Raw genomic sequence first — 22,684 nt, 5'->3', positions numbered from 1 at the left:
GGTGGCTGCCGTGCGTATCGCAACCTGGAACGTGAACTCTGTTCGTGCCCGTACCGACCGGATCCTGGACTGGCTCCAGCGGACCGACGTCGACGTGCTCGCGATGCAGGAAACCAAGTGCAAGGACGAGCAGTTCCCGTACGAACGTTTCCGCCAACTCGGGTACGAGGTGGCGCACGTGGGCCTCAGCCAGTGGAACGGTGTCGCCATCGCGTCCCGCGTCGGCCTCGATGACGTGCAGGTCGGTTTCGAGGATCAGCCCGGCTTCCACAAGGACCCGGAGGTCGCACCCGCGCAGGAAGCCCGCGCCATCGGCGCCACCTGCAACGGCGTCCGCATCTGGAGCCTGTACGTCCCCAACGGCCGCGAGCTGACCGATCCGCACTACACATACAAGCTCGACTGGCTGGCGAAGCTGCACACCGACTCGGTCGGCTGGCTGGAGCAGAACCCGGACGCTCAGATCGCCCTGGTCGGCGACTGGAATGTGGCCCCCACCGACGAGGACGTCTGGGATCCCGCCCTCTTCGAGGGCAAGACCCACACGTCCGCCCCCGAACGTGAGGCCTTCCAGGCGTTCGTCGAGTCGGGATTCGCCGACGTCGTCCGGCCCCACACCCCGGGTCCCGGTGTCTACACCTACTGGGATTACACCCAGCTGCGGTTCCCGAAGAAGCAGGGAATGCGCATCGACTTCGTGCTGGGGTCGCCCGCGCTCGCCGGCCGGGTCGACAAGGCGGAGATCGACCGGAACGAACGCAAGGGCAAGGGCGCGAGCGATCACGCACCGGTCGTCGTCGACCTCGGCGACTGAGACCGCAGCACACCGAGAGCCACGACCGCGCAACCGCTCCCGATGAGCACGCCGTGCGCGATTCGCAGCGGGGCGTCGACGTAGAACTGCGGGATGAACAACGCGAACCCCAGTGCCATCGGGATTCCCGCCCATCGGGCGAATAGCCCAGATCGGGTGATCGCCACGGCGGCCGCGCACGCGCCGGCGGCGAGGAGCAGCAGCCCCGCGGCGAAGAGGGTCGCCTGGGCCGCGCCCATCCGCACGCTCTCCGCGAGGGTCGTGACGGCGTCCTCGTCCAGTCCGCTGCCGCCGAGGGCGTGCAGCGCGAACGTCTCCGCCCCGTAGTACGGCAGCGTCAGTCCGATCCCGATCCACGACGTGGCTACCGCGACCACAGCCGCCCGCTCGCCGCCGGTCCCCCTCAGCCGGCCGCTGAGTGCGACCAGCGCAAGTCCGAACGCGATGAAACCGCCGACGGCGGACAGGTGAGCGACGAGCCACCACGGGGAGGCGAACTCGGCCCCTCCATCCGGGGCCCCGCCCGCCGCGTACGGACGCGCCACGGGGTAGACGACGAACAGGGCACCGGCGAGCGCGAACAACGCCGCGGCGGAGATGCGCGCGACCCCCGTGCGATTGTCGATCCGATCCGACACGGTCATGACGACTCCTTCGAGTGTGAGCACCGCTCTTTATATAGAGCAGTATTCACAGCGGAGCCGAAGATGGCAAGAGCAGTGCTCTCGAAGAGAGCTATTCCGCGACCAGAATGTCGAGATGCGCCGGATTCGACGCCACGTAGCGCCGGACGTATGTGCAGATGGGACGCACTTTCCAGCCACGCTCGCGCGCCGAACCCAACGCCTCGCCCACCAGGATCGCAGCGAGCCCTCGGCCACCGAAATCTTCCTTGACGACGGTGTGCATGAACGCGACCACCTCACCCGGCCCAGCCGTGAAGCCGGGGATGTCGTCCTCGTCGCGGTAGCCGAGAATGCCGACCAACTCGTCCCCCAGCCACAGATCGAATCGTTCGTGGGCAGGGTTGTCGAGCACGCGAGCGTCGGCGGCCGTGACGCTTCCCGGCGACTCGGAACCGTTCGGAATGTGATCCATGCCACTCATGGAATCAGTAAGACGACGTCCCCGCTAGCGGAATCGCCGCTGCCGGAACCGTTTCGTTGCAGACGGGTGGTCGATTCGTGCCCCTGTGCGCGGTCAGCCCTCCACTGGTACGACGAGGTCGCAGTACTCGGGATGCGCCGCGACGAAGCGCTGCACGTACGTGCAGACGGGCCGGACCTTCCACCCGTACCCGCGGGCGAGGTCGAGCGAGCGGCCCACCATGAGGGCGGCGAGCCCGCGGTGACCGAAGTCCTCCACGATCACCGTGTGCATGAACGAGACCACCGGCGCCGGCCGGCCCCGCGCCTTCGAACCCGGCGGCCGGGCGGCGACCACGCCCACACCCGCACCCGCTCCGGGCGGCGTCTCCGCGAGGTCGAAATACCCGAGGATCCCGACCAGATCACCGCTCAGCCGTAGTTCGAAGCGGTTCTGATCGGAATTGTCGATCACGTCCACTACCTGCGAGTCCGTCAGCATTGCGACCTCCTGGGGGCATGCGTCGTAATCGAAATGTGATGTTCATCACCCTTTATACCGACGGTCGGAAGCGATGTCCAAGTTTCACCCGAATGTTTACCCACAGAGATCTCGGTTACAGTTTGTGCGACAACTACACATCCACGGGGGCTCGCACCAGCGGGCTGAGAGGACGGCTAGGGCCGTCGACCGTCGAACCTGTCCGGGTAATGCCGGCGTAGGGAGCATCAACGATGAGCAAAACTGTATCTACAGCCACGTCCGTCACCACGGGGCCGATCGAGGGCAGCACCAAGCAGTACCTGACGTCGGGCGACGACGTCCGGGTGCCGGTCCGCCGGGTGCACCTCACCAACGGCGAGCACCTCGACGTATACGACACGTCGGGTCCGTACACGGACTCGGACGCCGTCATCGACCTGGAAGCGGGACTGCCGCACCTGCGCGCACCGTGGATCGCCGACCGGGAGGGCACCCAGCTCGACGCCGCTCGAGCCGGCCACCTCACCCCCGAGATGCGGTATTGCGCTGCACGCGAGGGTGTTTCACCGGAGACGGTGCGCGACGAGGTGGCCGCGGGTCGGGCCGTGATCCCGGCCAACCGCATGCACCCCGAACTCGAGCCGATGATCATCGGCAAGGCGTTCGCGGTCAAGATCAACGCGAACATCGGCAACAGCGCCGTCACGTCGTCGATCGCGGAGGAGGTCGAGAAGATGGTGTGGGCCACACGGTGGGGCGCCGACACCATCATGGACCTGTCCACCGGCAAGAACATTCACGAGACCCGGGAGTGGATCCTCCGCAACTCGCCGGTGCCGGTGGGGACGGTGCCGATCTATCAGGCGCTCGAGAAGGTGAGCGGAGACCCGACGGCACTCACGTGGGAGATCTACCGCGACACCGTGATCGAGCAATGCGAGCAGGGCGTCGACTACATGACGGTCCACGCCGGGGTGTTGCTCCGCTACATCCCGCTGACCGCGAAACGCGTGACCGGCATCGTCTCACGCGGCGGTTCGATCATGGCGGCCTGGTGCCTGGCCCACCATCGGGAGTCGTTCCTGTACACCCATTTCGACGAGCTGTGCGAGATCCTGCACCGTTACGACGTCACGTTCTCGCTCGGCGACGGACTGCGCCCCGGTTCCATCGCCGACGCCAACGACGACGCCCAGTTCGCGGAACTCCGCACCCTCGGCGAGCTGACGAAGATCGCGAAATCGCATGGCGTGCAGGTGATGATCGAAGGTCCCGGGCACGTGCCGATGCACAAGATCGTCGAGAACGTGCGACTCGAGGAGGAACTGTGCGAGGAGGCGCCGTTCTACACGCTCGGACCGCTCGCCACCGACATCGCACCGGCCTACGACCACATCACGTCCGCGATCGGTGCGGCGATGATCGCGCAGGCCGGTACCGCAATGCTCTGCTACGTCACCCCCAAGGAGCATCTGGGACTGCCGAACCGCGACGACGTCAAGATCGGCGTCATCACGTACAAGATCGCGGCCCACGCCGCGGACCTCGCGAAACAGCATCCGCGGGCGCAGGAGCGTGACGACGCGCTGTCGAAGGCACGGTTCGAGTTCCGCTGGCACGACCAGTTCGCGCTGTCCCTCGATCCGGACACCGCCCGCGAGTTCCACGACGAAACCCTGCCCGCGGAGCCGGCGAAGACCGCGCACTTCTGCTCGATGTGCGGTCCGAAGTTCTGTTCGATGCGGATCTCCGCCGATGTGCGCGAATACGCGCAGCAGCACGGGCTTGATTCGATCGAGGCCATCGAGGCAGGCATGGCCGAGAAGTCGGGCGAGTTCGTCGACGCAGGTGGTCGCGTGTATCTGCCCGTCGAATCCGTCACCTCAGAGAATCGGTAAGGTCCCCTTCGTGAAGCTGCTGCCCCTGACCCCCGACGGCCAGACCCCCGTGCGGGTCCTCACCATCGCCGGCACCGATTCCGGCGGCGGCGCCGGAATCCAGGCGGACTCGCGGACGATGGCCCTGTGCGGCGTCCACGCGTGCGTCGCCGTTGCCGCGGTGACGGTGCAGAACTCGGTGGGCGTCAGCGGTTTCCACGAGATCCCACCGGAGACGGTGGCCGCCCAGGTGCGGTGCGTCGTCGACGACATCGGGGTCGGGGCAGCGAAGACGGGGATGCTCGCGTCGACGGCCATCATCGAAGCCGTCGCCGCCGTGTGCACCGAGGTCGGGATCGGCCGCGACCTACCGGTTCCGCTCGTCGTCGACCCGGTGTGCGCGTCGATGCACGGAGATCCGCTCCTGCACGCCGAGGCACTGGACGCCGTGCGGAACACGCTGATCCCGATCGCGACGGTGGTGACGCCGAACCTCGACGAGATCCGGTTGATCACCGGCATCGAGGTCGAGGACGACGCGACCGCACGGCGGGCGGCGGAGGCGCTGCACGCGCTGGGGGCGCAGTGGTCGATCGTCAAGGGCGGGCATCTCAGGACGTCGGCGTCGAGCACGGATCTGCTGTTCGACGGCGACACGTTCCTGGAGTTCAGCAGTCCCCGCATCGACACCGGCAACGATCACGGCGGCGGCGACACCCTCGCCGCCGCCATCGCGAGCGCCCTCGCCCATGGGTGGTCGGTGCCCGATGCGGTGGCGTTCGGCAAGGAATGGGTCACCAAGTGCCTGGAGGCGTCCTACGACCTGGGCGCCGGTCACGGCCCCGTGTCCCCCCTGTGGCGACTTCGTCGCTCGTGAGTACTTGTTAACGTCGCGCGGTTAATAAGTACTCACGGGCGGCGGAGCCGCAACCGCCAGATCCCGAGGTCGGACGGCACCCCGCTGGGCGCGGGGGCGAAGAACGCGCGGCGCCACGGCTTGACGCCGACACCGAGTTCCTCGAGGGTGCCCGGCTGCAGACTCGACAGCGTGGCGGACGACGCCATCACGTTGCCGTCGCCGCCCAGTTCCATCATGCGGGCCGCGACCGTCACGTCCACACCGAGCCAGTCGCTGCCGATCTGCCGGGGCACACCGGTGTGGATTCCGACGCGCATGCGGGGGTGGTAGCCGTCCACCTCCACCTCCGCGAGCGCCTCCTGCGCAGCGAAGACGGCGTCGATCGCGCGGTCCGGGCTGGGGAAGACGGCCATCACGCCGTCCCCCAGTCGTTTCACGACATGCCCGCCGCGGTCGACGATGGGCGTCTCGACGGCCCGTGCGACGTCCCGCAGCAGGGCGAGGGTGGCGCTGTCGCCGGCGGGCAGTGACCAACTGGAGAACCCGACCAGGTCGGTGAACACGATGGTCACCTCGCGCGTTCCGCGACCGCGGCCGGTGCGTTCGAGCAGGGCCTGCCACACCTGCAGCGCGCCCAGGCTCATCTCGCGTGACGCGCCGGGCTGATGGTCGAGGAAGCGGTCCGCGACGCGGGCGATGGCTCGTGCACTTCCCGGACCTGCCGTCGACAGCGGATCACCGAACGCGGGATCACCAGGGAGTGCCCGACGGACCTTCCGCAGTCCTTCGATCAGTTGCGGCTGCCGGTTCACCGACCCCACCCAGCCCAGAACCTTGTCGCCGCGTTTCGGTGTGGGCGCAGCGTCGAACTCGGCACTGTCCTCTTCGGCCGGGTCGTCGCTCACGAGAGTAAGGGTAACCCAGCGTCACATGCAGTAACCCGTGACGAATCGGACATCACTCCGCGGCCCGCGCCTTCTCCCGGTCGGCGCCCGCGGGGACACCGTTGGGGCCGGCGAGCGACTCCGCGTACACCCCGACCGCGTACGCGACCGCGGCGGCATTCTTGGCGAGCGCAGCCCGGTTCACGTTCTCGAGAGTGTCGGTCGGGCTGTGGTAGTTCTCGTCGTACGTCACACCCGCGGTGCCGCCCCACTTCTGCGCCTGCTCGGGTGTCTTCGTCTCGTCGGCGCCGCTGAACACGCCTCCCGACGGGATCTGGTGCTCGATGAACGGCCCGTAGTCGGATCGGCCGTCGAAGTCGGTGCCGTCCGCGGCGACACCGTTGCCCTCGAGGAACTCGACGAACGTGCGCTCGATGCCCGCGGAACCCTCGGGTCCGGGCCCCTCGCCGACGTTGTCGGAATTGTCGCCGTCGTAGGCCAGGTAGCCGGCGTTCTCGGAACCGAGCATGTCGAAGTTCAGGTACAGCGCGATGTCGTTCCGCTGCTCCTCGCTGAGGCTGTTCACGTAGGCCTCCGACCCGAGCAGACCCAATTCCTCGGCGCCCCAGAACGCGAAGCGCACCGCGTTGTCGACATCCGGCGATCCGCCGAGTTGCACCGCCGTCTCGAGGATCGAGGCGACGCCGGTGCCGTTGTCGTTGATGCCGGGGCCGTCCGGGACGCTGTCGAGGTGCGCGCCGACCATCACGACGTCGTCGGTCGAGCCGGTCTTGGTCTGGGCGATGACGTTGCGCGCCGTGCTCGATTCGGTGGCGGTGTCGAGTGTGAGGGTGACGTCACCGCCGGCCTGCTCGAGTGCGGCGCCGTCCGCCTTGCTCACCCCGCCGGTCGGGACCTTGCCCGCGTCGGGGTCGCCGAGGGTTCCGCCGCTCATCGGCCCATCCTCGTTGTTGACGACGATCACGCCCGCAGCACCGCGCTCGGAGGCGATCTGCTGTTTGGCCGCGAACGGGCACACCCCACGGTTCACGAGGACGATCGCCCCGGTCACGTCGAGACCGTCGTAATCGGTGACCTCGCACCCCGGGCTCTCGTCCTTCGGGGCCGGCACCAGTCGGGCGGTGATCCCCTCCGGACCGGTAGATGGCGAATACGACAGCGCCCGCACGTCGAAGTCACGGTCCCCGGACCTCAGCACCTCCGTCCGGACGTCGAACTTGTGGAACTCGAACTCCGGGGTCTGGACGTCGAAACCCTTGTCTTCCAGCACCTGTGCCACGTAGTCGACGCTGGCGTCGTAGCCGGACGTCCCGGCCGCGCGGTTGCCCGCGTTGTTCTCGGCGATCGTCTGCAGTTGCTCGAGGTGCCCCACCACTCCGGCCTCGGTGACCGACGACGCGAGAGCGCTCGCGTCGAGCGGCGGCGCATCGGGTTCGCTCGTCGACGAGCATCCGGCCAGCACCAGCGCACCGGCCACTCCGACCGTGAAGACTCCCCGTAGTCGCATGTCGGGAGCCTAACGTAGAAGCACCTGTGGGCCGGCGCGAATGGATTTCGCACCGGCCCACAAGCTCCCGCCCCGCCGTCACCCTCAGCCAGGCCTCCCGACGATCACCTGGCGGAGGAGCAGGGCGAAAGTACTCTATCGGGTGTCAGGCGTCGCGCTTGTTGACGACCACCAGACCGGCCCCGAAGATCACGAAGACGAATACCGCGAAGTACACGAGGCTGCCCCACGGACCCCAGTGGAATTCGACTCCCTGCGGCGCCCCCAGGAAGTTGTTGGCGTTGAGGAACGGCAGGAACGGCATGATCTTCTCGCCGAACGAGCCGAACAGGTTGAACAGGCTCTCGATCAGCAGCGGCCACAGCAGCAGCAGGGCGATCGCGCCCGCCGACTGCCGCAGGAGCGTACCGACGCCGACGGCCAGAACCACGCACAGGAATGCGTAGATCGGGACGCCGTAGATCGACCGCCAGGCATCGTCACCCGACAGTGTGAGGGCGGCTCCCGCCTCGTCACCGGCGGTCGCCTTCGCAATGGCGTACGCGCCGAACGTGAGCACGAACGTCAGTACGGCACCGAATGCGCCTATCAGACCGGCCTTCGCGATCAGGACGGACGCCCGGTTCGGGATGGCCTGGAACGTGGTGCGGATGACCCCGAACCGGTATTCGCTGGTCACGGCCAGTGCCGCGAGGATCATCAGGACCAGCACGCCGAACCCGGAGACCCCGCCGACGGCATCGGACATCTGCGGCAGGAATGGGTCGAAGTCGGGTTGCTTACCGTCCGAGATCTGGTTGTTGAAGGAGTTGATGCTGGCCTTCGCGCTCAGCCCGATGACCGCAGCGAGACCGAGGCCCAGCACGATGATGATGACGGTGCACCACCACGGCGACCTCGTCGACGTGATCTTGATCCGCTCGGCATTGAGAACAGCCATTACAGTGCACCCCTCATCACATCTTCGACGCCCTCTGCGTGGTACTGCACGTCGTCTCCGGTCAACTTCATGAACGCGTCCTCGAGGGATCCGCGCTGAGATGCCAACTCGTGCAGGATGATGCCCTGCGAACCGGCAATCCCGCCGACGGCGTCCGTGCTCGAATCCACCACGACGAGCGCCTGCTGCCCGTCGGACCCGTCCTCACGGACGGTGAGCCCCTTGGACGTGAGCGCACTGCGCAGCGCGTCCAACTGTGGGCTCCGCACGCGCACCGTCGATTCCGAGGACTTGCTGACGAACTCGGAGACGGTGGTGTCGGCGATCAGGCGGCCTCGGCCGATGACCACCAGATGTTCAGCGGTGAGCGCCATCTCGGACAGCAGGTGGCTCGACACCAGCACGGTGCGGCCCTCCGCGGCGAGGCGCTGCATGAACTTCCGGATCCAGACGATGCCCTCCGGGTCGAGTCCGTTGACCGGCTCGTCGAACAGCAGCACCTTCGGGTCGCCGAGGAGCGTGGCGGCCAGGCCCAGTCGCTGGGACATGCCGAGCGAGAACCCGCCGGCCTTCTTGCCTGCCACCTCGGTCAGCCCGACGAGGTGGAGCACCTCGTCGACCCGGCTCTTCGGCAGCGAGTTGGACGCGGCCATCCACTGCAGATGGGCGCGGGCGGAGCGGTTGGGGTGCACCCACTTCGCGTCGAGCAGAGCCCCCACCGTCCGCAGCGGCTGCACCAGGTCGCTGTACGGTTTGCCGTCGATCAGCGCGCTGCCCGCCGTGGGGCGGTCCAGCCCGAGGATCATGCGCATCGTCGTCGATTTGCCTGCACCGTTCGGGCCGAGGAAGCCGGTGACCATACCCGGCTTCACGTTGAACGTCAGGTTGTCCACCGCCTTCGTCGCACCGAAGGTCTTTGTCAGTCCCCTCACTTCAATCATGATGAGAAGGATGCCGGAACCTGCGGCCGGCGCGCATCGGCCGCAGGTCTACTCCCGACTCGTCCCCTGGTACCGGTCGGACCCTGAGCAGGACCCCGACGGAACCCCGAGGTCTACGACGACGCCTGCGCCCAGAACCGCTTGGGGATGCGCCCGGCGTGACGTGCCTCGTAACCCGCCACCACGGCTCCGCGCATCGCCGACGCCATGAGCGCCGGGTCCTTCGCCCTGGTCACGGCCGTGGCCAGGAGCACCGCGTCGCAGCCGAGTTCCATCGCGAGGGTCGCGTCGCTGGCGGTTCCGATGCCGGCGTCGAGGATGACGGGCACCCCCGCACCGTCCACGATCATCTCGATGTTGTGCGGATTCGCGATACCGAGCCCCGTGCCGATCGGCGAACCCAGCGGCATCACGGCGACGCACCCGACGTCTTCCAGCCTGCGGGCCAGCACCGGATCGTCGGTGGTGTACGGCAGGACGACGAACCCGTCGTCGACCAGTTGTTCTGCTGCGCTGACCAACTCGATGGCGTCGGGCATCAGAGTGCGTTCGTCGGCGATAACCTCGAGCTTGACCCAGTCGGTCTCGAGCGCCTCGCGGGCGAGTTGCGCCGTCAGCACCGCCTCGGCCGCACCGCGACACCCCGCGGTGTTGGGCAGCGGCGCGATGTCGAGCCGGCGCAGCAGGTCCAGCACGCCGGTGCCGCCTGCGGCGTCCACCCGGCGCATCGCGACCGTGGTCAGCTCGGTGCCGGACGCCACGAGCGCCTCTTCGAGCACGGTGAGGTTGGCGGCGCCACCGGTCCCCATGATCAACCGTGAACCGAACGTGCGGCCCGCGATGGTGAGGCCCTTCTGCACGCCCTGTGCCGCGTCAGCCACCCTGCACCGCCGTGAGGATCTCGATCTCCCAGCCCCGGACCACCAGTTCGTCCCACCGGGCGCGCGGGAACACCGCGCCGTTCACCGCCACTGCGATGCCCTTGGTCGGCAGGTTCAGCACCTCCAGCAGCCCGGTGACGGTCAGCGGTTCCGTGAACTCGTGGTCCTCGCCGTTGACGCTGATGCCGATCGGCACCACTACTTGCTGCTCACTCATCTCTTACCTCGCTACTTTCTCGAAACGTTCGGGGTCGGCGGCTTTCGCCTCGACCAGTGCCGAGCCCTCCAACAGTGCCACCGTCGCGTCGGCGGTCACCGGGGTGAGCAGGATGCCGTTGCGGCCGTGCCCCGTCGCCACCACGACACGATCGGACACCCGGCCGATCAAAGGCAAATTGTCCGGGGTCATCGGACGCAGACCCGCCGAGGCCTCGCGCAGTTCGTACTCGCCGATCGCCGGCATCAGCGCCTCGGCGTCCGCGATCAGGTCGCGCACACCGGCCACGGTGACCTGTGTGTCGTTGCCCGATTCGTACTGGGTGGCGCCGACGACGATGCCGTCGGCGCGCGGCACCAGGTAGGCGGGCCGGCCGTGGACGCTGCCGCGGATGGTGCGTCCCGGCGCGGGTGTCACCCCGGGGCGGGCACGCAACCGCAGGATCTCGCCCTTCACGGGCCGCACCGGAAGCCCCGGCCACAGGGCGGGCGACGCGATGCCCGCGGTGACGACGATCTGGTCCGTGTCCAGCTGGTCGAGGCTGCGCACCGCCTCGCCGATCAGCTCCACTCCCGCGGCTTCGGCGCAATGCCGCAACGCCTGCAGCAGCAGCCTGTTGTCCACAGCCAGTTCGTCGACGGCCAAGAGCCCCAACCGGACTCCGCGGCCCAGCATCGGCTCGAGTGCGCGAACCTCGGCGCGGTTCAGAATCTGCAGGTCCCGCCCCTGCGCACCCACCCATTCGGCGATAGTTCGCAGGTCCTCGGCGTCGGCGCCGTCCAGTGCGACGGTGAGCGAACTCTCCGACGTGAACAACTCGACTCCGGCGCCGGCCTCGAGTTCCTTCCCGAATTCGGGCCACCGGTCGAGCGACGCGCTGCCCAGTTCGAGGACGCTCTCCTCACCGGGCCAGCCCTCGGACAACGGGGCGAGCATTCCGCCCGCCACCCAGGACGCCCCCGAACCGATCGACGGGTCGTACAGCCGCACCGACCAGCCGTTGCGGGCTGCTCGCCACGCAATGGACAGGCCGATCACTCCGCCTCCGACGACGGATACCGATCTCGCCATTGAACTCCACCTCACTTCCTGCGCCGGCATGATCCGGGTCAGGTATGACGGTCGGGCTCGGCGTGAGCCCCTCTCAGCCCCACGTTCCCCGGGACTCCCGTGTTGCACTTTCACCGTAGAGGCTACCGTCATGCCGTGACCACCATGCATCACAGCAACCTCACGGACCGCCGGCGCCGCCTCGGGGCAGCGCGTTTGTACCTGTGCACCGACGCCAGGCGCGAGAAAGGCGACCTGGCGCAGTTCGCCGAAGCCGCGCTGTCCGGTGGCGTCGACATCATCCAGCTCCGGGACAAGGGCTCGGCCGGTGAGAAGAAGTTCGGCACGATGGACGCCAGGGACGAGCTCGCGGCACTGTCGGTGCTCGCGGCCGCGGCCAGGCGGCACGGCGCGCTGCTCGCGGTGAACGACCGCGCCGACATGGCGCTGGCGGCCGGGGCCGACGTGCTGCACCTGGGCCAGGGCGACCTGCCCGTCCCATACGCACGGACCGTCGTCGGTGCGGACGTGCTGATCGGCCGGTCCACCCACAGCCGCGCGCAGGCCAGCCTCGCGGCCATCGAGGACGGCGTCGACTACTTCTGCACCGGACCGGTGTGGGCCACGCCCACCAAGCCCGGCCGGACGGCGTCGGGCATCGACCTGGTGCGTTCGACCGCCGACTCGGAGCCGAACCGCCCCTGGTTCGCGATCGGCGGCATCGACGAGCCCCGTGTTCCGGAGATCCTCGCCGCGGGAGCCACCCGCATCGTGGTCGTGCGGGCCATCACCGAGGCCCGCGACCCGCAGGCGGCGGCACGCTCACTGTCCGCCCTGCTGCAGCAGAACGCCTAGTTACGGCTGATCCAGCCAGCCCAGCACCGTCGCCGGCGACAGGACCACAACGGTGGCCGGCAACTGTTCGACCAGGTCGGGGTCGGTGGTGACGACCGCGGTCACCGTGCCCAGCGTGGTGCCGTGACCGGCGGGTTCGGCGAGGCGACCGACCGCGTCCGACGACTCGAGCACCTCGACGCGCGGCAACCATCCGTACGTATCGTCGGGCAGGTGAACCGTGCGGGGCAGCGCCTTCGACAGGTGCGGCAGCGCGCCGCGCTCCCCCAGCACGTCGTGCCTGGCGAGCAGCAGTCGCACCTCGGTGGTGCGCAGTCGCGGCCATCCCGCTTCGAATCCGGGGTGCAGGGGCAGCCCGGCGACATCGGTCTCCCGGACCCAGCGCAGTTCGGTGCTCTCACCGTTCGGGATCGTGGGCAGCGGGCGTTCGGCGTCGGCGATCACCGTGGTGTAGCTCCACCCGCTCGCCGCCTTCATGGTGACGATCTCGGTGCGGACCCGGATGGCCGCGCTGTCGATGCCGGCTTCCTCGTGCGCCTCGCGGACCGCGGCGTGGGTGGTGGTCTCGTGACTGTCCCGGGCACCGCCGGGCAACGCCCACGTCCCGCCCTGGTGACTCCACGCCGCCCGGTGCTGCAGCAGCACGGCCGGCGTCTCGTCCGGGAGCGGCGCACGCAACAACAACCCGGCCGCACCGTGCTTGCCCCAATGACGACTGCCGTCCGGCCCGGTTGCCCAGCCGTCACCGTCACCACGCATCGACTACCCCTGTCCGACCTGATGGGTCACCCTGCAGTTCCCTCACACTAACGGTTTCTCCCGGAACTGCCCGTCGGCAGTCGAGAACCGACCGCTGCTTATATGCTCCCCACCAAGGTGCGGCCATGACACGGGAGGGGTGCGAGGTGGTTCTGCGTGAGGCACCGTCGATCGAACCCCACGGCAGCCGCGCCCTGTCTGCCGCCGCGGACGACGACGTCGACCCCGCGGTGGCGCGGCGCAAGGAACTGCGCGCGTTCCTCGCGTCGACTCCCGCCAAGCTCACCGCGCTCGGGGCCCTCCTGGTGCTGCTCACCCTCACCGCCGGGTTCGTGGCCGCGTCCACCGTGAACGGCCGGGAAGCCACGCTCGACAGCGTGCTCGCCGAGACGGAACCGTTGTCGTTCTCGGCGCAGAATCTGTACAGCGCCCTGTCGGTGGCGGATGCCGCGGCCACGACGGCGTTCATCTCCGGCGGGCTCGAGCCGCCGGAACTCCGGGACACGTACTCGCAGGCGATCGGCACGGCGTCCGCCGACCTGGTGTACGCGTCGGGCGGACTCGCCGCGAGCGACGTGGACAGCCGGCGTCTGCTCGCGTCCATCTCCACCGAACTCAGCGTCTACTCGGGTCTCGTCGAAACCGCGCGGGCGAACAATCGCACCGGCCATCCCGTCGGCGCCGCCTACCTCAGCGAGGCCTCCACGCTGATGCAGACGAGCATGCTGCCGATGGCGCAGGAGTTGCACGCCCTCCAGGAATCGGACGTCGCGGACACCCAGCGGAACTATTCGCGTCCGCCCTGGTTCGCGCTGATCCTGATCCTCGTCGCTCTCGTCGCGCTGCTCGTCGTCCAGATCGTGATCGCGAGGCTCAGCAGGCGCACGTTCAATCTCGGGTTGATGCTGGCGTCGGCGTGCACCGCGATCCTCCTGGTCTGGATGCTGGTGGCCGGGCTCGTCTCCTCCCTCGAGACCAATCGCGCACTCACCCAGGGTGCCCGCCCGATGCACGAGTTGACCGCGGCGCGCATCCTCGCCCAGCAGGCACGCACCGAGGAGACGCTCAAACTGGTCCGCCGTGATTCGAACGGTGACTACGACGCGATCTTCGAGGACAAGTCCAGTCGGCTCGACGATCTGCTGTCGCAATACCCCAGGGAAGACCGTGCGGTCGGCCGCGACGAGGTGGCGCGGGCCCAGGAGGCGTGGACCGGCTGGTCTTCGGCGCACGACCGCATGAACGAGATCCTCGCCCGGGGCGACTTCGTCACGGCGGCAACGGTCGCCATCGGACCGGGCCCCTCCGACTCCGCAGCCCAGTTCACCGCCGTCGACGACGCGTTGACCGACGGAATCGCGTCCGCCCGCGATCATCTGCGATCGAACGTCGCGTCCGCGGCCCGGGTGCTGACCGCGCTCGGTTCCGGCGCACTCGTGCTGACACTGATCGCGTTCGCCGGAATTATCATCGGGTTGTGGCCTCGGTTGAGGGAATACCAGTGAGGCGCCGGCGGATCGTGCTGCTGCTTCTGGCGGTCACGATGCTGATCGGCGGGTGCGCCCAGTCGAGTCCGGAGCACGTCGGATCGCCGAGCGTCTCGTACACCGAACCTCCGCTGCCCGCCGCCGCAACGCCGGCCCCCGAGAACGGCACCACACCCGCGCCGGCTCCGGAGAAGGACTGTGGTGATCCCACGGCGAGCCTGCGGCCGTTCCCCGACACCGACTCCGCCCCGCCGATGCCGACGGTCGACGCGATCCGCGCGCGGGGACGTCTCGTCGTCGGCCTCGACACCGGCAGCAACCTGATGAGTTTCCGCGACCCCGCCACAGGCGCCATCCAGGGCTTCGACGTCGACGTCGCCCGGGAGATCTCGCGGGATCTGTTCGGCGATCCCGACCGGCTCGACTACCGCATCCTCACGTCGGCGAACCGCGAGAAGGCACTGCAGGAGTCGATGGTCGACATCGTCGCGAAGACGATGACCATCACCTGCGACCGCAAGGAACGGGTGGCGTTCTCCTCCGAGTACTTCGAGGCGCAGCAGCGGGTTCTCGTCGTGAAGGGCTCACCGATCCGCGACGCCGCCGACCTGAACGGTAAACGGGTCTGCGTGGTCCGCGGCACGACGTCGCTGACCCGGTTGCAGCAGGTGGCACCGAACGCCGACATCCTCACGGTCCCCATGTGGTCGGATTGCCTCGTGGTCCTGCAGCAGCGACAGGTCGATGCGGTGAGCACCGACGACACCATCCTCGCCGGTCTGGCGTCCCAGGACCCGTATCTCGAGATCGTCGGCGACAGCATGGGCGCGGAGCCGTACGGCATCGGCATCACCAAGACGAACGAGGACCTCGTGCGGTTCGTCAACGGCACCCTCGAACGCATCCGCCGCGACGGAACCTGGACCGAGATGTACGACCGGTGGCTGTCGATGCTGGGACCCTCGCCCGGCCCGCCGTCCGCCGTGTACCAGGACTGAGGGGACGCATGCCACAGCATTCGAAGAATCCGGAGTCCACCGACCCGGACATCGCCACTCAGGCCGCGGCCCGGGAACCCGACGAGGGCCCGGCCACGCAGGCGGCAGTTCGGGAACCCGACGAGGGCCCCGCCACGCAGGCTGCGCCCACGTCCCGACCGTCCGGCGCGTCCGGCACCGGGCGCTCGACGCGATCGCCGCGGACCCGTTCCGGGCAGCGCCTGCGCCTCGGCGGCGGACTCGTCGAGGTCCCCGTGGTGACGACCCTCGACCCGGCCTCGGCCGTGATGACCGACCCGAAGGTCCCCGAGGGCAAACGATTCTGCTGGAAGTGCAACAAGCCGGTCGGTCGCACCGGCGCCACGTCCGAAAGCTCCGAGTTCGGCCTGTGCCCCTCCTGCGGAGCCACGTTCGACTTCCGGCCGCTACTCCGTCCGAACGAACTGATCGGCGGACAGTACGAGGTACAGGGCTGCATCGCGCACGGCGGCCTCGGCTGGATCTATCTGGCCATCGATCGCAACGTCAGCGACCGGTGGGTGGTCCTCAAGGGCCTGTTGCACTTCGGCGACGCCGAGGCTCAGGCCGTCGCGGTGGCGGAACGCCAGTTCCTCGCCGAGGTGGCACACCCGAGCATCGTGAAAATCTTCAACTTCGTGGAGCATCCCCGTGCAGACGGGACCCCGATGGGCTACATCGTCATGGAGTACGTCGGCGGCCATTCGCTGCGGGACGTCCTGTCGACACACGCGCGACCGGAGCGGATGCCGATCGAGCAGGCCATCGCCTACGTGCTCGAAATCCTTCCCGCACTGGCGTATCTGCACTCCACCGGCCTGGTGTACAACGACCTCAAACCCGACAACGTGATGGTCACCGAGGACGCCCTCAAGTTGATCGACCTCGGTGCCGTCGCCGGTATCGAGGACTACGGCTACCTGTACGGCACGCCCGGATATCAGGCTCCGGAGATCGTCAAGACCGGCCCCACCGTGGCCTCCGACATCTACACGGTGGGACGCACACTCGCGGTGCTGACGCTCGACCTGCCGTCCGACAAGGGCCGCTACCTCGACGGAATCCCGTCACCCGAGGAGGCGCCACTGCTCGTGGAGTACGAGTTCTTCCACCGACTCCTGTTGCGCGCCACCAACCCCGATCCGAGCCGGCGTTTCGCGTCGGCCGAGGAGATGGCCGGTCAGCTCACGGCTGTGTTGCGGGAGGTGCTCGCGCAGCAGACCGATGAGGAGCATCCCGGTCTGTCCACCGTGTTCAGCAAGCAGCGAACGACTTTCGGCACCGACGACGCCGTCGAGCAGACCGACGTGTACGTCGACGGCGTCGAACGGGACCGGAACCTCGACCCGCAGTCGGTCGCGCAGGCGCTGGCGGTGCCCCTGATCGACCCGGCCGATCCGAACGCTCAACTCCTCGCGGCCGCCGTGCACAGCGAACCCCAGCAGACGCTGGATTCCATTCGGCACGCCCGGGAGAACGGGATCGAGCGGGTCGTCGGCAACGCGGACGTGTCGTTCTCCCGGGAACTCACGCTCGCCGAGATCAAGGCGCACCTCGATCTCGGCGATGCCGCCACCGCCGTCGAACTCCTCGCCGACGTGGAGGGAGAGTTGGGAGGGAACTGGCGCGTCGACTGGTACGCCGGACTCGCGACGCTGATCGACGGCGAATACGAGGCGGCGTTCACCCGTTTCGAATCCGTCCTGCAGGCGATGCCCGGCGAGACGGCACCCAAGCTTGCGCTGGCGGCCACCGCCGAACTGATTTTGCAGCACTGGGAGAGCTCCGATCACCACCAGTGGCGGACGTTCGCCGAGAAGTACTACCGCACGGTGTGGCGCACCGACCACAGCATGGTGAGCGCAGCGTTCGGGCTGGCCCGGCAACTCACCGAACGAGGCGATCTGCCCGGCGCCATCAGCGCCCTCGACCAGGTACCCGTCACTTCCCGGCACTTCACGATGGCCCGGATGACCAGTGTCCTGATGTTGTTGTCGGGAAGGCCGATCGAGGAGATCGACGAGACCGCCCTCCGGGAGGCCGCGCTCCGGGTCACCGCGCTCGCGCCCGAGGAGAGCCGGGCGCTGCAGATACGGACACTCGTACTCGGCACGGCGTTGGACTGGGTGCAGACCGGCCACACATCGGCGACGGAGGCCGAACCGATCCTGGGTGTGCCGTTCACCGAACGAGGGTTGCGCACGGGCGCCGAGGCCGGACTGCGGGCGCTGGCCCGCAACGCCCCCGAGCGCACCCACCGGTACACCCTTGTCGATCTGGCCAACGCGATCAGACCCAAGAGCCTGCTGTAACCCTCAATCGCCGATCAGCTCCGCCGCCGCACGCGCGATCGCGAGTTCCTCGTTGGTGGGCACGACCAGCACCTCGACACCGGACCCGGCCGCCGAGATGCGGCGGGCGTCGCGGGAACCCGCCCGGTTGCGGTCGTCGTCGACGACGATCCCGAGACGTCCCAACCCGGCCAGACTGTCCCGGCGGACGTCCACGTTGTTCTCGCCGACGCCCCCGGTGAACGTGATGACGTCGACGCCCCCCAATTCCACGAGGTAGGCGCCGATGTACTTGCGGAGCCGGTGCACGTACACGTCGTACGCCAGCGCCGCATCTCCGTCGCCCTCGCCGACGAGCTTCAGGAGCGCCCTGAAATCGTTGACCCCCGACAGTCCCTTCAGACCGGAATGCCGGTTCAGGAGGTCGTCGATCCGGTCGACCCCCATCCCGCCGCTCCGGTGCAGATGCAGAATCACGCCGGGGTCGATGTCCCCGGACCGCGTGCCCATCACCAGTCCCTCGAGCGGTGTCAGACCCATGCTCGTGTCGATCGCCCGTCCCCCGCGGATCGCGGAGGCCGAGGCACCGTTTCCCAGGTGCAGGACGATCTGGTTCAGCTCCGACAGGTCCCTGCCGAGGAATTCCGCTGCCTGCGCCGACACGTACTGATGCGAGGTGCCGTGGAAGCCGTACCGCCGGATGGCGTGGTCCTTCGCGACCTCGCGGTCGATCGCATACGTGGACGCCTCCGCGGGGAGGGTATGAAAGAACGCGGTATCGAACACTGCGACGTGCGGGATGTCCGGCAACTCCTCCCGCGCCACCTCGATCCCGATTACGTTCGCCGGATTGTGCAACGGAGCGAGGGACGAGAGGTCCGAAATGGACTGCACCACAGCATCGTCGATCAGCGTGGGCTCGAAGAACACGTCGCCCCCGTGGACGATGCGGTGTCCGACCGCGACGATCCCGGCGTCCCTCAGCGGACGACCGACCTCGGCGACGATGTCCGACACCATCTTCAGCCCGGCGCGGTGGTCGGCGATGTGAACGTGGCGCTCCGCCAATCCGGTGCGGTGGTGATAGACGATGCGCCCCTCGGGTTCCCCGATCCTCTCGATGAGTCCGGACGCCGAGGACTTACCGGTGTCCGGATGGATCAGCTGGAACTTGATCGACGACGAACCGGAATTGACTACCAGGACGGAACCCTCGGTGCCTTCGCTCACTGCTGTGCTCCCTGCGCCTGGATCGCGGTGATGGCCACGGTGTTCACGATGTCCTCGACGAGCGCGCCCCGAGACAGGTCGTTGACGGGTTTGTTGAGCCCCTGCAGCACCGGCCCGACCGCGATGGCACCGGCACTGCGCTGCACGGCCTTGTACGTGTTGTTGCCGGTATTGAGATCCGGGAAGATGAACACCGTCGCCTTGCCGGCCACCTCCGAATCCGGCATCTTCGTGTCGGCCACGCTCTGCTCGATGGCGGCGTCGTACTGAATAGGGCCCTCCACCAACAGGTCCGGGCGACGCTCGCGGACGAGCTTCGTCGCAGCACGCACCTTGTCGACGTCTGCGCCGCTGCCGGAGTCCCCCGTCGAATACGACAGCATCGCGATGCGGGGATCGATGCCGAACTGGGACGACGTCTGCGCCGAGGAGATCGCGATGTCGGCCAACTGTTCCGACGTCGGGTCGGGCACCACCGCGCAGTCGCCGTAGGCGAGCACCCGGTCGGACAGGCACATCAGGAACACACTCGACACCGTGGACACACCCGGTTGCGTCTTGATGATCTCGAACGACGGGCGGATGGTGTGCGCCGTGGTGTGCGCGGCACCCGACACCATGCCGTCCGCGATCCCCAAGTGCACCATCATGGTTCCGAAGTACGAGATGTCCGACATCACCTCGCGGGCACGGTCGACCGACATTCCCTTGTGCGCGCGGAGCCGCGCGTACTCCTCCGCGAACGGTCCGACGTGTTCGGACGTCCGGGGGTCGAGAACCTGGGTGTCACCGAGGTCGACGCCGAGCTCCGCCGCGCGACGACGCACCGCCGCCTCGTCACCGAGAATGGTCAGTTCCGCCACCTGCCGTTGCAGCAACCGGCCCGCCGCTCGGAGGATGCGGTCGTCGCCGCCCTCCGGCAGGACGATGTGCTTGCGGTCCCTGCGGGCGCGGTCGACCAGCTGGTATTCGAACATCTGCGGGGTCACCACCGACGGGATGGGCAGCTTCAACCGTTCCAGCAGCGTGGGTGCGTCCACCCGCAGTTCCATGACGCTGAGCGCGGTGTCGATCTTGCGCTGCGAACCGACCGCCACCCGGCCCCTCGTCTGAGCGGCAGCGCTCGCCGAGTCGAACGTGCCCAAGCCGGTGGTGAGGATGGGCAACCGGGGCTTGAGCCCGGCCATCAGTTTCGCGATCGACGGGTGCGGTGTGAGCCCGCCGTTCATGATGATCCCCGCCAGCGACGGAAACCCCTCGGCCTCATGTGCATTCACCATCGCCAGCAGTACGTCGGACCGGTCAGCCGGAGCGATCACCACCGTGCCCTCGGTCAACCGTTCGAGGATGTGCTCGGCGGTCATTCCGCCCACCATCACACGCAGCGCCTCGCGGTGCAGCAACTCGGGATCACCACTGAACAGGCTGCCGTCGATCGATTCGAGGAGTTCCGCCATAGTCGGGGCGATGAGCAGCGGGATCTCGGGCAAGCTCCACGCGGGCACGCCCGTGGACCCCAGCGCCTCGGTGACGGCGCCGAGTTCGTCCGGGTCGCAGCGATTGGCGATCACCGCCAGCAGGTGCGCATGGTGAGCGGTCAATTCCCCGATGCAGAGGTGGGCGAGCTGAGCGACCTCCTCCGGGGTGCGCCGGGCACCCCGCACGGCGAGCAGCACCGGCGCACCGAGGTTCACGGCGATCCTCGCGTTGTAGCCCAGCTCGCTCGGGCTGGCGACGTCGGTGTAGTCGCTGCCGATCACCACGACCGCGTCGCACTGCGCCGCCACCTGGTGATACCGGGCGACGATCTCACTGAGCGCACCCTCCGGATCCGCGTGGACATGCTCGTACGTGACACCCAGGGACTCCTCGTAGCCGAGGTCGGCCGTCGTGTGTTCCAGCAGCAACTCGAGAATGTAGTCGGTTTCCTCTGTCGACCGCGCGATCGGCCGGAAGACCCCCACGCGGGCCGCCGACGCGCACAGCATCTGCAGGACACCCAACGCGATGGTGGACTTTCCGGTGTCCCCCTCCGGGGAAGCGATGTAGATGCTCGACGGCTGGGGACGTGCGGGCGGATTCACAGACGAAGGTGTCGCGGGCGCAGCCATGGCCATAGCGTATCCGGCGACCGGCGCGGCGCGATTGACACCGCTCCCGCCCGGCGGTCAGATGACCTATGGCCGAATCACCCTTCCCCGACGTCCGATGGGGCAGCGAGAACAGCTTCCTCCGCGAACCCGCCGCCAAATTTGCCGCCACCCGACCCGGATCGTGGGTGATCCGGAAACTCGCCGGAGTCGACCGCCGGCTCCTCCAGAAGACCAGCGGACGCTTCACGATCCTCGGTCCGATCGCCGCTCCGGTAGTCCTGCTGACCACGACAGGCCGCAAGTCGGGCGTACCGCGGACGAGCCCGCTCCTGTGCTACCGCGAGGGTGAGCAGATCTTCGTCGTAGGCAGCAACTTCGGGCAGGAACACCACCCGGCGTGGTCGGGTAACCTCCTCGCCCAGCCGAACGCGAAGGTCACGATCGGCGGGAAGGACATCCCCGTCACAGCGACCCTCCTCGCCGAACCGGAGCGGACGCGCATTTACCCCGAATTCGACGACATGGTCCGCGTCTACGGCGTCTACGAACACCGCACCAACCGCAACATGCGGGTGTTCGCGCTCACCGCCGTGTGAGGAACTCCGGGCGGCAGCAACTCGGTGCGCGTTCACGACGCGCGGAGGAATGCGATCAGGACCGCCTCGGCCGCCGAATGTCGTGCCGGAGTCGGTAACGGCGGCGCGGTGGACCGGTAGTGATGCCCGGTCGGGGTGCCGAGATCGATCACATGCCGTCGGCCGGGACGGGTGACCGGGCGGGCGACCCACCCCGGCGCCTCCTTCGCGTAATTGCAGGCCTCGCACAACCCGGACCCGTTGCGCACCGACGTCCGGCCAAATTTGCCGTGTGAGCGGATGTGATCGTGATGCCGAATCGGCGCATCGCACCACGGCGTCCGGCACGTCCGGTCCCGGAGATCGATCAACTTCGCCAGACCCTTCGGGAACGTCCGGGACTGCGATTCCATCGCCGTCAACGCCCCCGACTGCGGGCACGAATAGACCCGCTGCAGCGACACCTCGGTATCCGCACCCACCGCGTCGGCCACCAACTGCCGGGCGATCCCCGCCGGCACCGGCCCGTACCCCTGCAACTGCGCCGCCTCGTTCCCACCAGCGAGCAGCGTCTCGTCCGACAACACCAGATTCACCGCCACCGGCACACCGGACGCCACCGCCTGTCCGGTGCCGCGTGCGAACAGCAGATCCACCATCAGCTGATTCCGAGTGCGATCACCACTGCTTCCCGTGGCGATGAGACTGTCCGCATCCCGCCCCAATGTTGCCTGCAGACACACGGCCTGCTCCACCGGCATCAACACACTCAGGTACGCCATCGAATCCGGGGCGGGTCGCGTCGTGACCCGCCGTTC

The 22,684-nt window shown here is 68.2% G+C and carries 21 protein-coding genes, 1 pseudogene and 2 riboswitches; of the genes and pseudogenes, 8 read left to right on the top strand and 14 right to left on the bottom strand.

Annotated elements, in window-relative coordinates:
- The first annotated feature begins 10 nt into the window (after nt 1-10).
- Complete coding sequence (locus tag RJ1_RS34000) at nt 11-814, top strand: exodeoxyribonuclease III (protein WP_073366874.1); 804 nt, start codon at nt 11-13, stop codon at nt 812-814.
- On the opposite strand, the gene RJ1_RS33995 is transcribed toward RJ1_RS34000, so the two are convergent.
- From RJ1_RS33995 to RJ1_RS33985, 3 genes are all read right to left on the bottom strand, one after another.
- Nucleotides 781-1,458 carry a hypothetical protein gene (locus RJ1_RS33995; RefSeq protein ID WP_073366853.1) on the bottom strand — a complete coding sequence of 226 codons (678 nt, stop codon included), beginning with the start codon at nt 1,456-1,458 and terminating at the stop codon, nt 781-783. The two genes, RJ1_RS34000 and RJ1_RS33995, sit on opposite strands and share 34 nt — an antisense overlap.
- Nucleotides 1,459-1,549: 91 nt before the next feature.
- Nucleotides 1,550-1,912 (bottom strand): GNAT family N-acetyltransferase, encoded by a 363-nt coding sequence (locus RJ1_RS33990; RefSeq protein WP_073366852.1) that lies wholly within the window; start codon nt 1,910-1,912, stop codon nt 1,550-1,552.
- Between the two features lie 102 nt (nt 1,913-2,014).
- Nucleotides 2,015-2,401, bottom strand: coding sequence for a GNAT family N-acetyltransferase (locus RJ1_RS33985; protein WP_073366851.1), 387 nt, complete (start codon nt 2,399-2,401; stop codon nt 2,015-2,017).
- A gap of 133 nt (nt 2,402-2,534) precedes the next feature.
- Nucleotides 2,535-2,642: riboswitch (TPP riboswitch) on the top strand.
- Between RJ1_RS33985 and thiC the strand changes: the two genes are divergently transcribed.
- Nucleotides 2,635-4,281, top strand: a complete 1,647-nt coding sequence (gene thiC, locus RJ1_RS33980; protein WP_073366850.1) for a phosphomethylpyrimidine synthase ThiC — start codon at nt 2,635-2,637, stop codon at nt 4,279-4,281. (Overlaps the previous riboswitch by 8 nt.)
- Nucleotides 4,282-4,291: 10 nt before the next feature.
- A complete protein-coding gene (thiD, locus tag RJ1_RS33975) occupies nt 4,292-5,137 on the top strand; it encodes a bifunctional hydroxymethylpyrimidine kinase/phosphomethylpyrimidine kinase (RefSeq protein ID WP_073366849.1) in 846 nt (281 codons plus the stop codon).
- 32 nt (nt 5,138-5,169) lie between these two features.
- On the opposite strand, the gene RJ1_RS33970 is transcribed toward thiD, so the two are convergent.
- The 7 genes from RJ1_RS33970 to thiO all read right to left on the bottom strand — a co-directional run bounded on the left by RJ1_RS33970 (nt 5,170) and on the right by thiO (nt 11,581).
- Nucleotides 5,170-6,024 (bottom strand): adenylate/guanylate cyclase domain-containing protein, encoded by an 855-nt coding sequence (locus tag RJ1_RS33970; protein WP_073366848.1) that lies wholly within the window; start codon nt 6,022-6,024, stop codon nt 5,170-5,172.
- A gap of 52 nt (nt 6,025-6,076) precedes the next feature.
- On the bottom strand, nt 6,077-7,531 hold the full coding sequence (locus RJ1_RS33965) for a M20/M25/M40 family metallo-hydrolase (protein WP_174695055.1): 1,455 nt from the start codon (nt 7,529-7,531) through the stop codon (nt 6,077-6,079).
- Nucleotides 7,532-7,676: 145 nt separating this feature from the next.
- Entirely contained in the window at nt 7,677-8,471 is a 795-nt protein-coding gene (locus tag RJ1_RS33960) for an ABC transporter permease (RefSeq protein ID WP_073366846.1), read from the bottom strand.
- Complete coding sequence (locus RJ1_RS33955) at nt 8,471-9,412, bottom strand: ABC transporter ATP-binding protein (protein WP_073366845.1); 942 nt, start codon at nt 9,410-9,412, stop codon at nt 8,471-8,473. Before RJ1_RS33955 ends, RJ1_RS33960 begins: the two co-directional genes overlap by 1 nt.
- A 113-nt stretch (nt 9,413-9,525) precedes the next feature.
- On the bottom strand, nt 9,526-10,293 hold the full coding sequence (locus RJ1_RS33950) for a thiazole synthase (protein ID WP_073366844.1): 768 nt from the start codon (nt 10,291-10,293) through the stop codon (nt 9,526-9,528).
- Nucleotides 10,286-10,510 (bottom strand): sulfur carrier protein ThiS, encoded by a 225-nt coding sequence (gene thiS, locus RJ1_RS33945; protein WP_005251712.1) that lies wholly within the window; start codon nt 10,508-10,510, stop codon nt 10,286-10,288. Before thiS ends, RJ1_RS33950 begins: the two co-directional genes overlap by 8 nt.
- A gap of 3 nt (nt 10,511-10,513) precedes the next feature.
- Nucleotides 10,514-11,581, bottom strand: coding sequence for a glycine oxidase ThiO (thiO, locus tag RJ1_RS33940; protein ID WP_073366843.1), 1,068 nt, complete (start codon nt 11,579-11,581; stop codon nt 10,514-10,516).
- A riboswitch (TPP riboswitch) is annotated at nt 11,580-11,692 on the bottom strand. It overlaps the preceding gene by 2 nt.
- A gap of 33 nt (nt 11,693-11,725) precedes the next feature.
- On the opposite strand from thiO, the gene thiE reads away from it, so the two are divergent.
- Nucleotides 11,726-12,415, top strand: a complete 690-nt coding sequence (thiE, locus tag RJ1_RS33935; protein ID WP_073366873.1) for a thiamine phosphate synthase — start codon at nt 11,726-11,728, stop codon at nt 12,413-12,415.
- Here the strand turns inward: thiE and RJ1_RS33930 are convergent, their stop codons facing one another.
- Nucleotides 12,416-13,174 carry an NUDIX hydrolase gene (locus tag RJ1_RS33930; protein ID WP_073366842.1) on the bottom strand — a complete coding sequence of 253 codons (759 nt, stop codon included), beginning with the start codon at nt 13,172-13,174 and terminating at the stop codon, nt 12,416-12,418. It lies immediately after the preceding gene.
- Between the two features lie 146 nt (nt 13,175-13,320).
- Between RJ1_RS33930 and RJ1_RS33925 the strand changes: the two genes are divergently transcribed.
- Genes RJ1_RS33925 through RJ1_RS33915 form a run of 3 tightly spaced genes read left to right on the top strand, consistent with a single transcriptional unit; the run spans nt 13,321 to nt 17,989 of the window.
- A complete protein-coding gene (locus RJ1_RS33925) occupies nt 13,321-14,679 on the top strand; it encodes a GlnX family signal transduction membrane protein (RefSeq protein WP_501193857.1) in 1,359 nt (452 codons plus the stop codon).
- Complete coding sequence (locus RJ1_RS33920; protein ID WP_073366840.1) at nt 14,676-15,659, top strand: glutamate ABC transporter substrate-binding protein; 984 nt, start codon at nt 14,676-14,678, stop codon at nt 15,657-15,659. The genes RJ1_RS33925 and RJ1_RS33920 overlap by 4 nt, the downstream gene beginning before the upstream one ends.
- 8 nt (nt 15,660-15,667) lie before the next feature.
- Nucleotides 15,668-17,989, top strand: a complete 2,322-nt coding sequence (locus RJ1_RS33915; RefSeq protein WP_073366839.1) for a serine/threonine-protein kinase — start codon at nt 15,668-15,670, stop codon at nt 17,987-17,989.
- A 3-nt stretch (nt 17,990-17,992) separates the two neighbouring features.
- Here the strand turns inward: RJ1_RS33915 and RJ1_RS33910 are convergent, their stop codons facing one another.
- Both RJ1_RS33910 and pta read right to left on the bottom strand, forming a co-directional pair.
- Nucleotides 17,993-19,198, bottom strand: a complete 1,206-nt coding sequence (locus RJ1_RS33910) for an acetate kinase (protein WP_073366838.1) — start codon at nt 19,196-19,198, stop codon at nt 17,993-17,995.
- Nucleotides 19,195-21,315, bottom strand: coding sequence for a phosphate acetyltransferase (gene pta, locus RJ1_RS33905; RefSeq protein WP_073366837.1), 2,121 nt, complete (start codon nt 21,313-21,315; stop codon nt 19,195-19,197). The genes RJ1_RS33910 and pta overlap by 4 nt, the downstream gene beginning before the upstream one ends.
- Nucleotides 21,316-21,377: 62 nt before the next feature.
- Between pta and RJ1_RS33900 the strand changes: the two genes are divergently transcribed.
- Complete coding sequence (locus RJ1_RS33900) at nt 21,378-21,887, top strand: nitroreductase/quinone reductase family protein (RefSeq protein ID WP_073366836.1); 510 nt, start codon at nt 21,378-21,380, stop codon at nt 21,885-21,887.
- A gap of 32 nt (nt 21,888-21,919) precedes the next feature.
- On the opposite strand, the pseudogene RJ1_RS33895 reads toward RJ1_RS33900, so the two are convergent.
- Nucleotides 21,920-22,684, bottom strand: a pseudogene (locus RJ1_RS33895) (HNH endonuclease); the annotation flags it as partial.

This window comes from Rhodococcus jostii NBRC 16295 (assembly GCF_001894825.1).
GTDB lineage: Bacteria > Actinomycetota > Actinomycetes > Mycobacteriales > Mycobacteriaceae > Rhodococcus_F > Rhodococcus_F jostii.
This window is presented reverse-complemented; position numbering and strand designations above follow the sequence as displayed.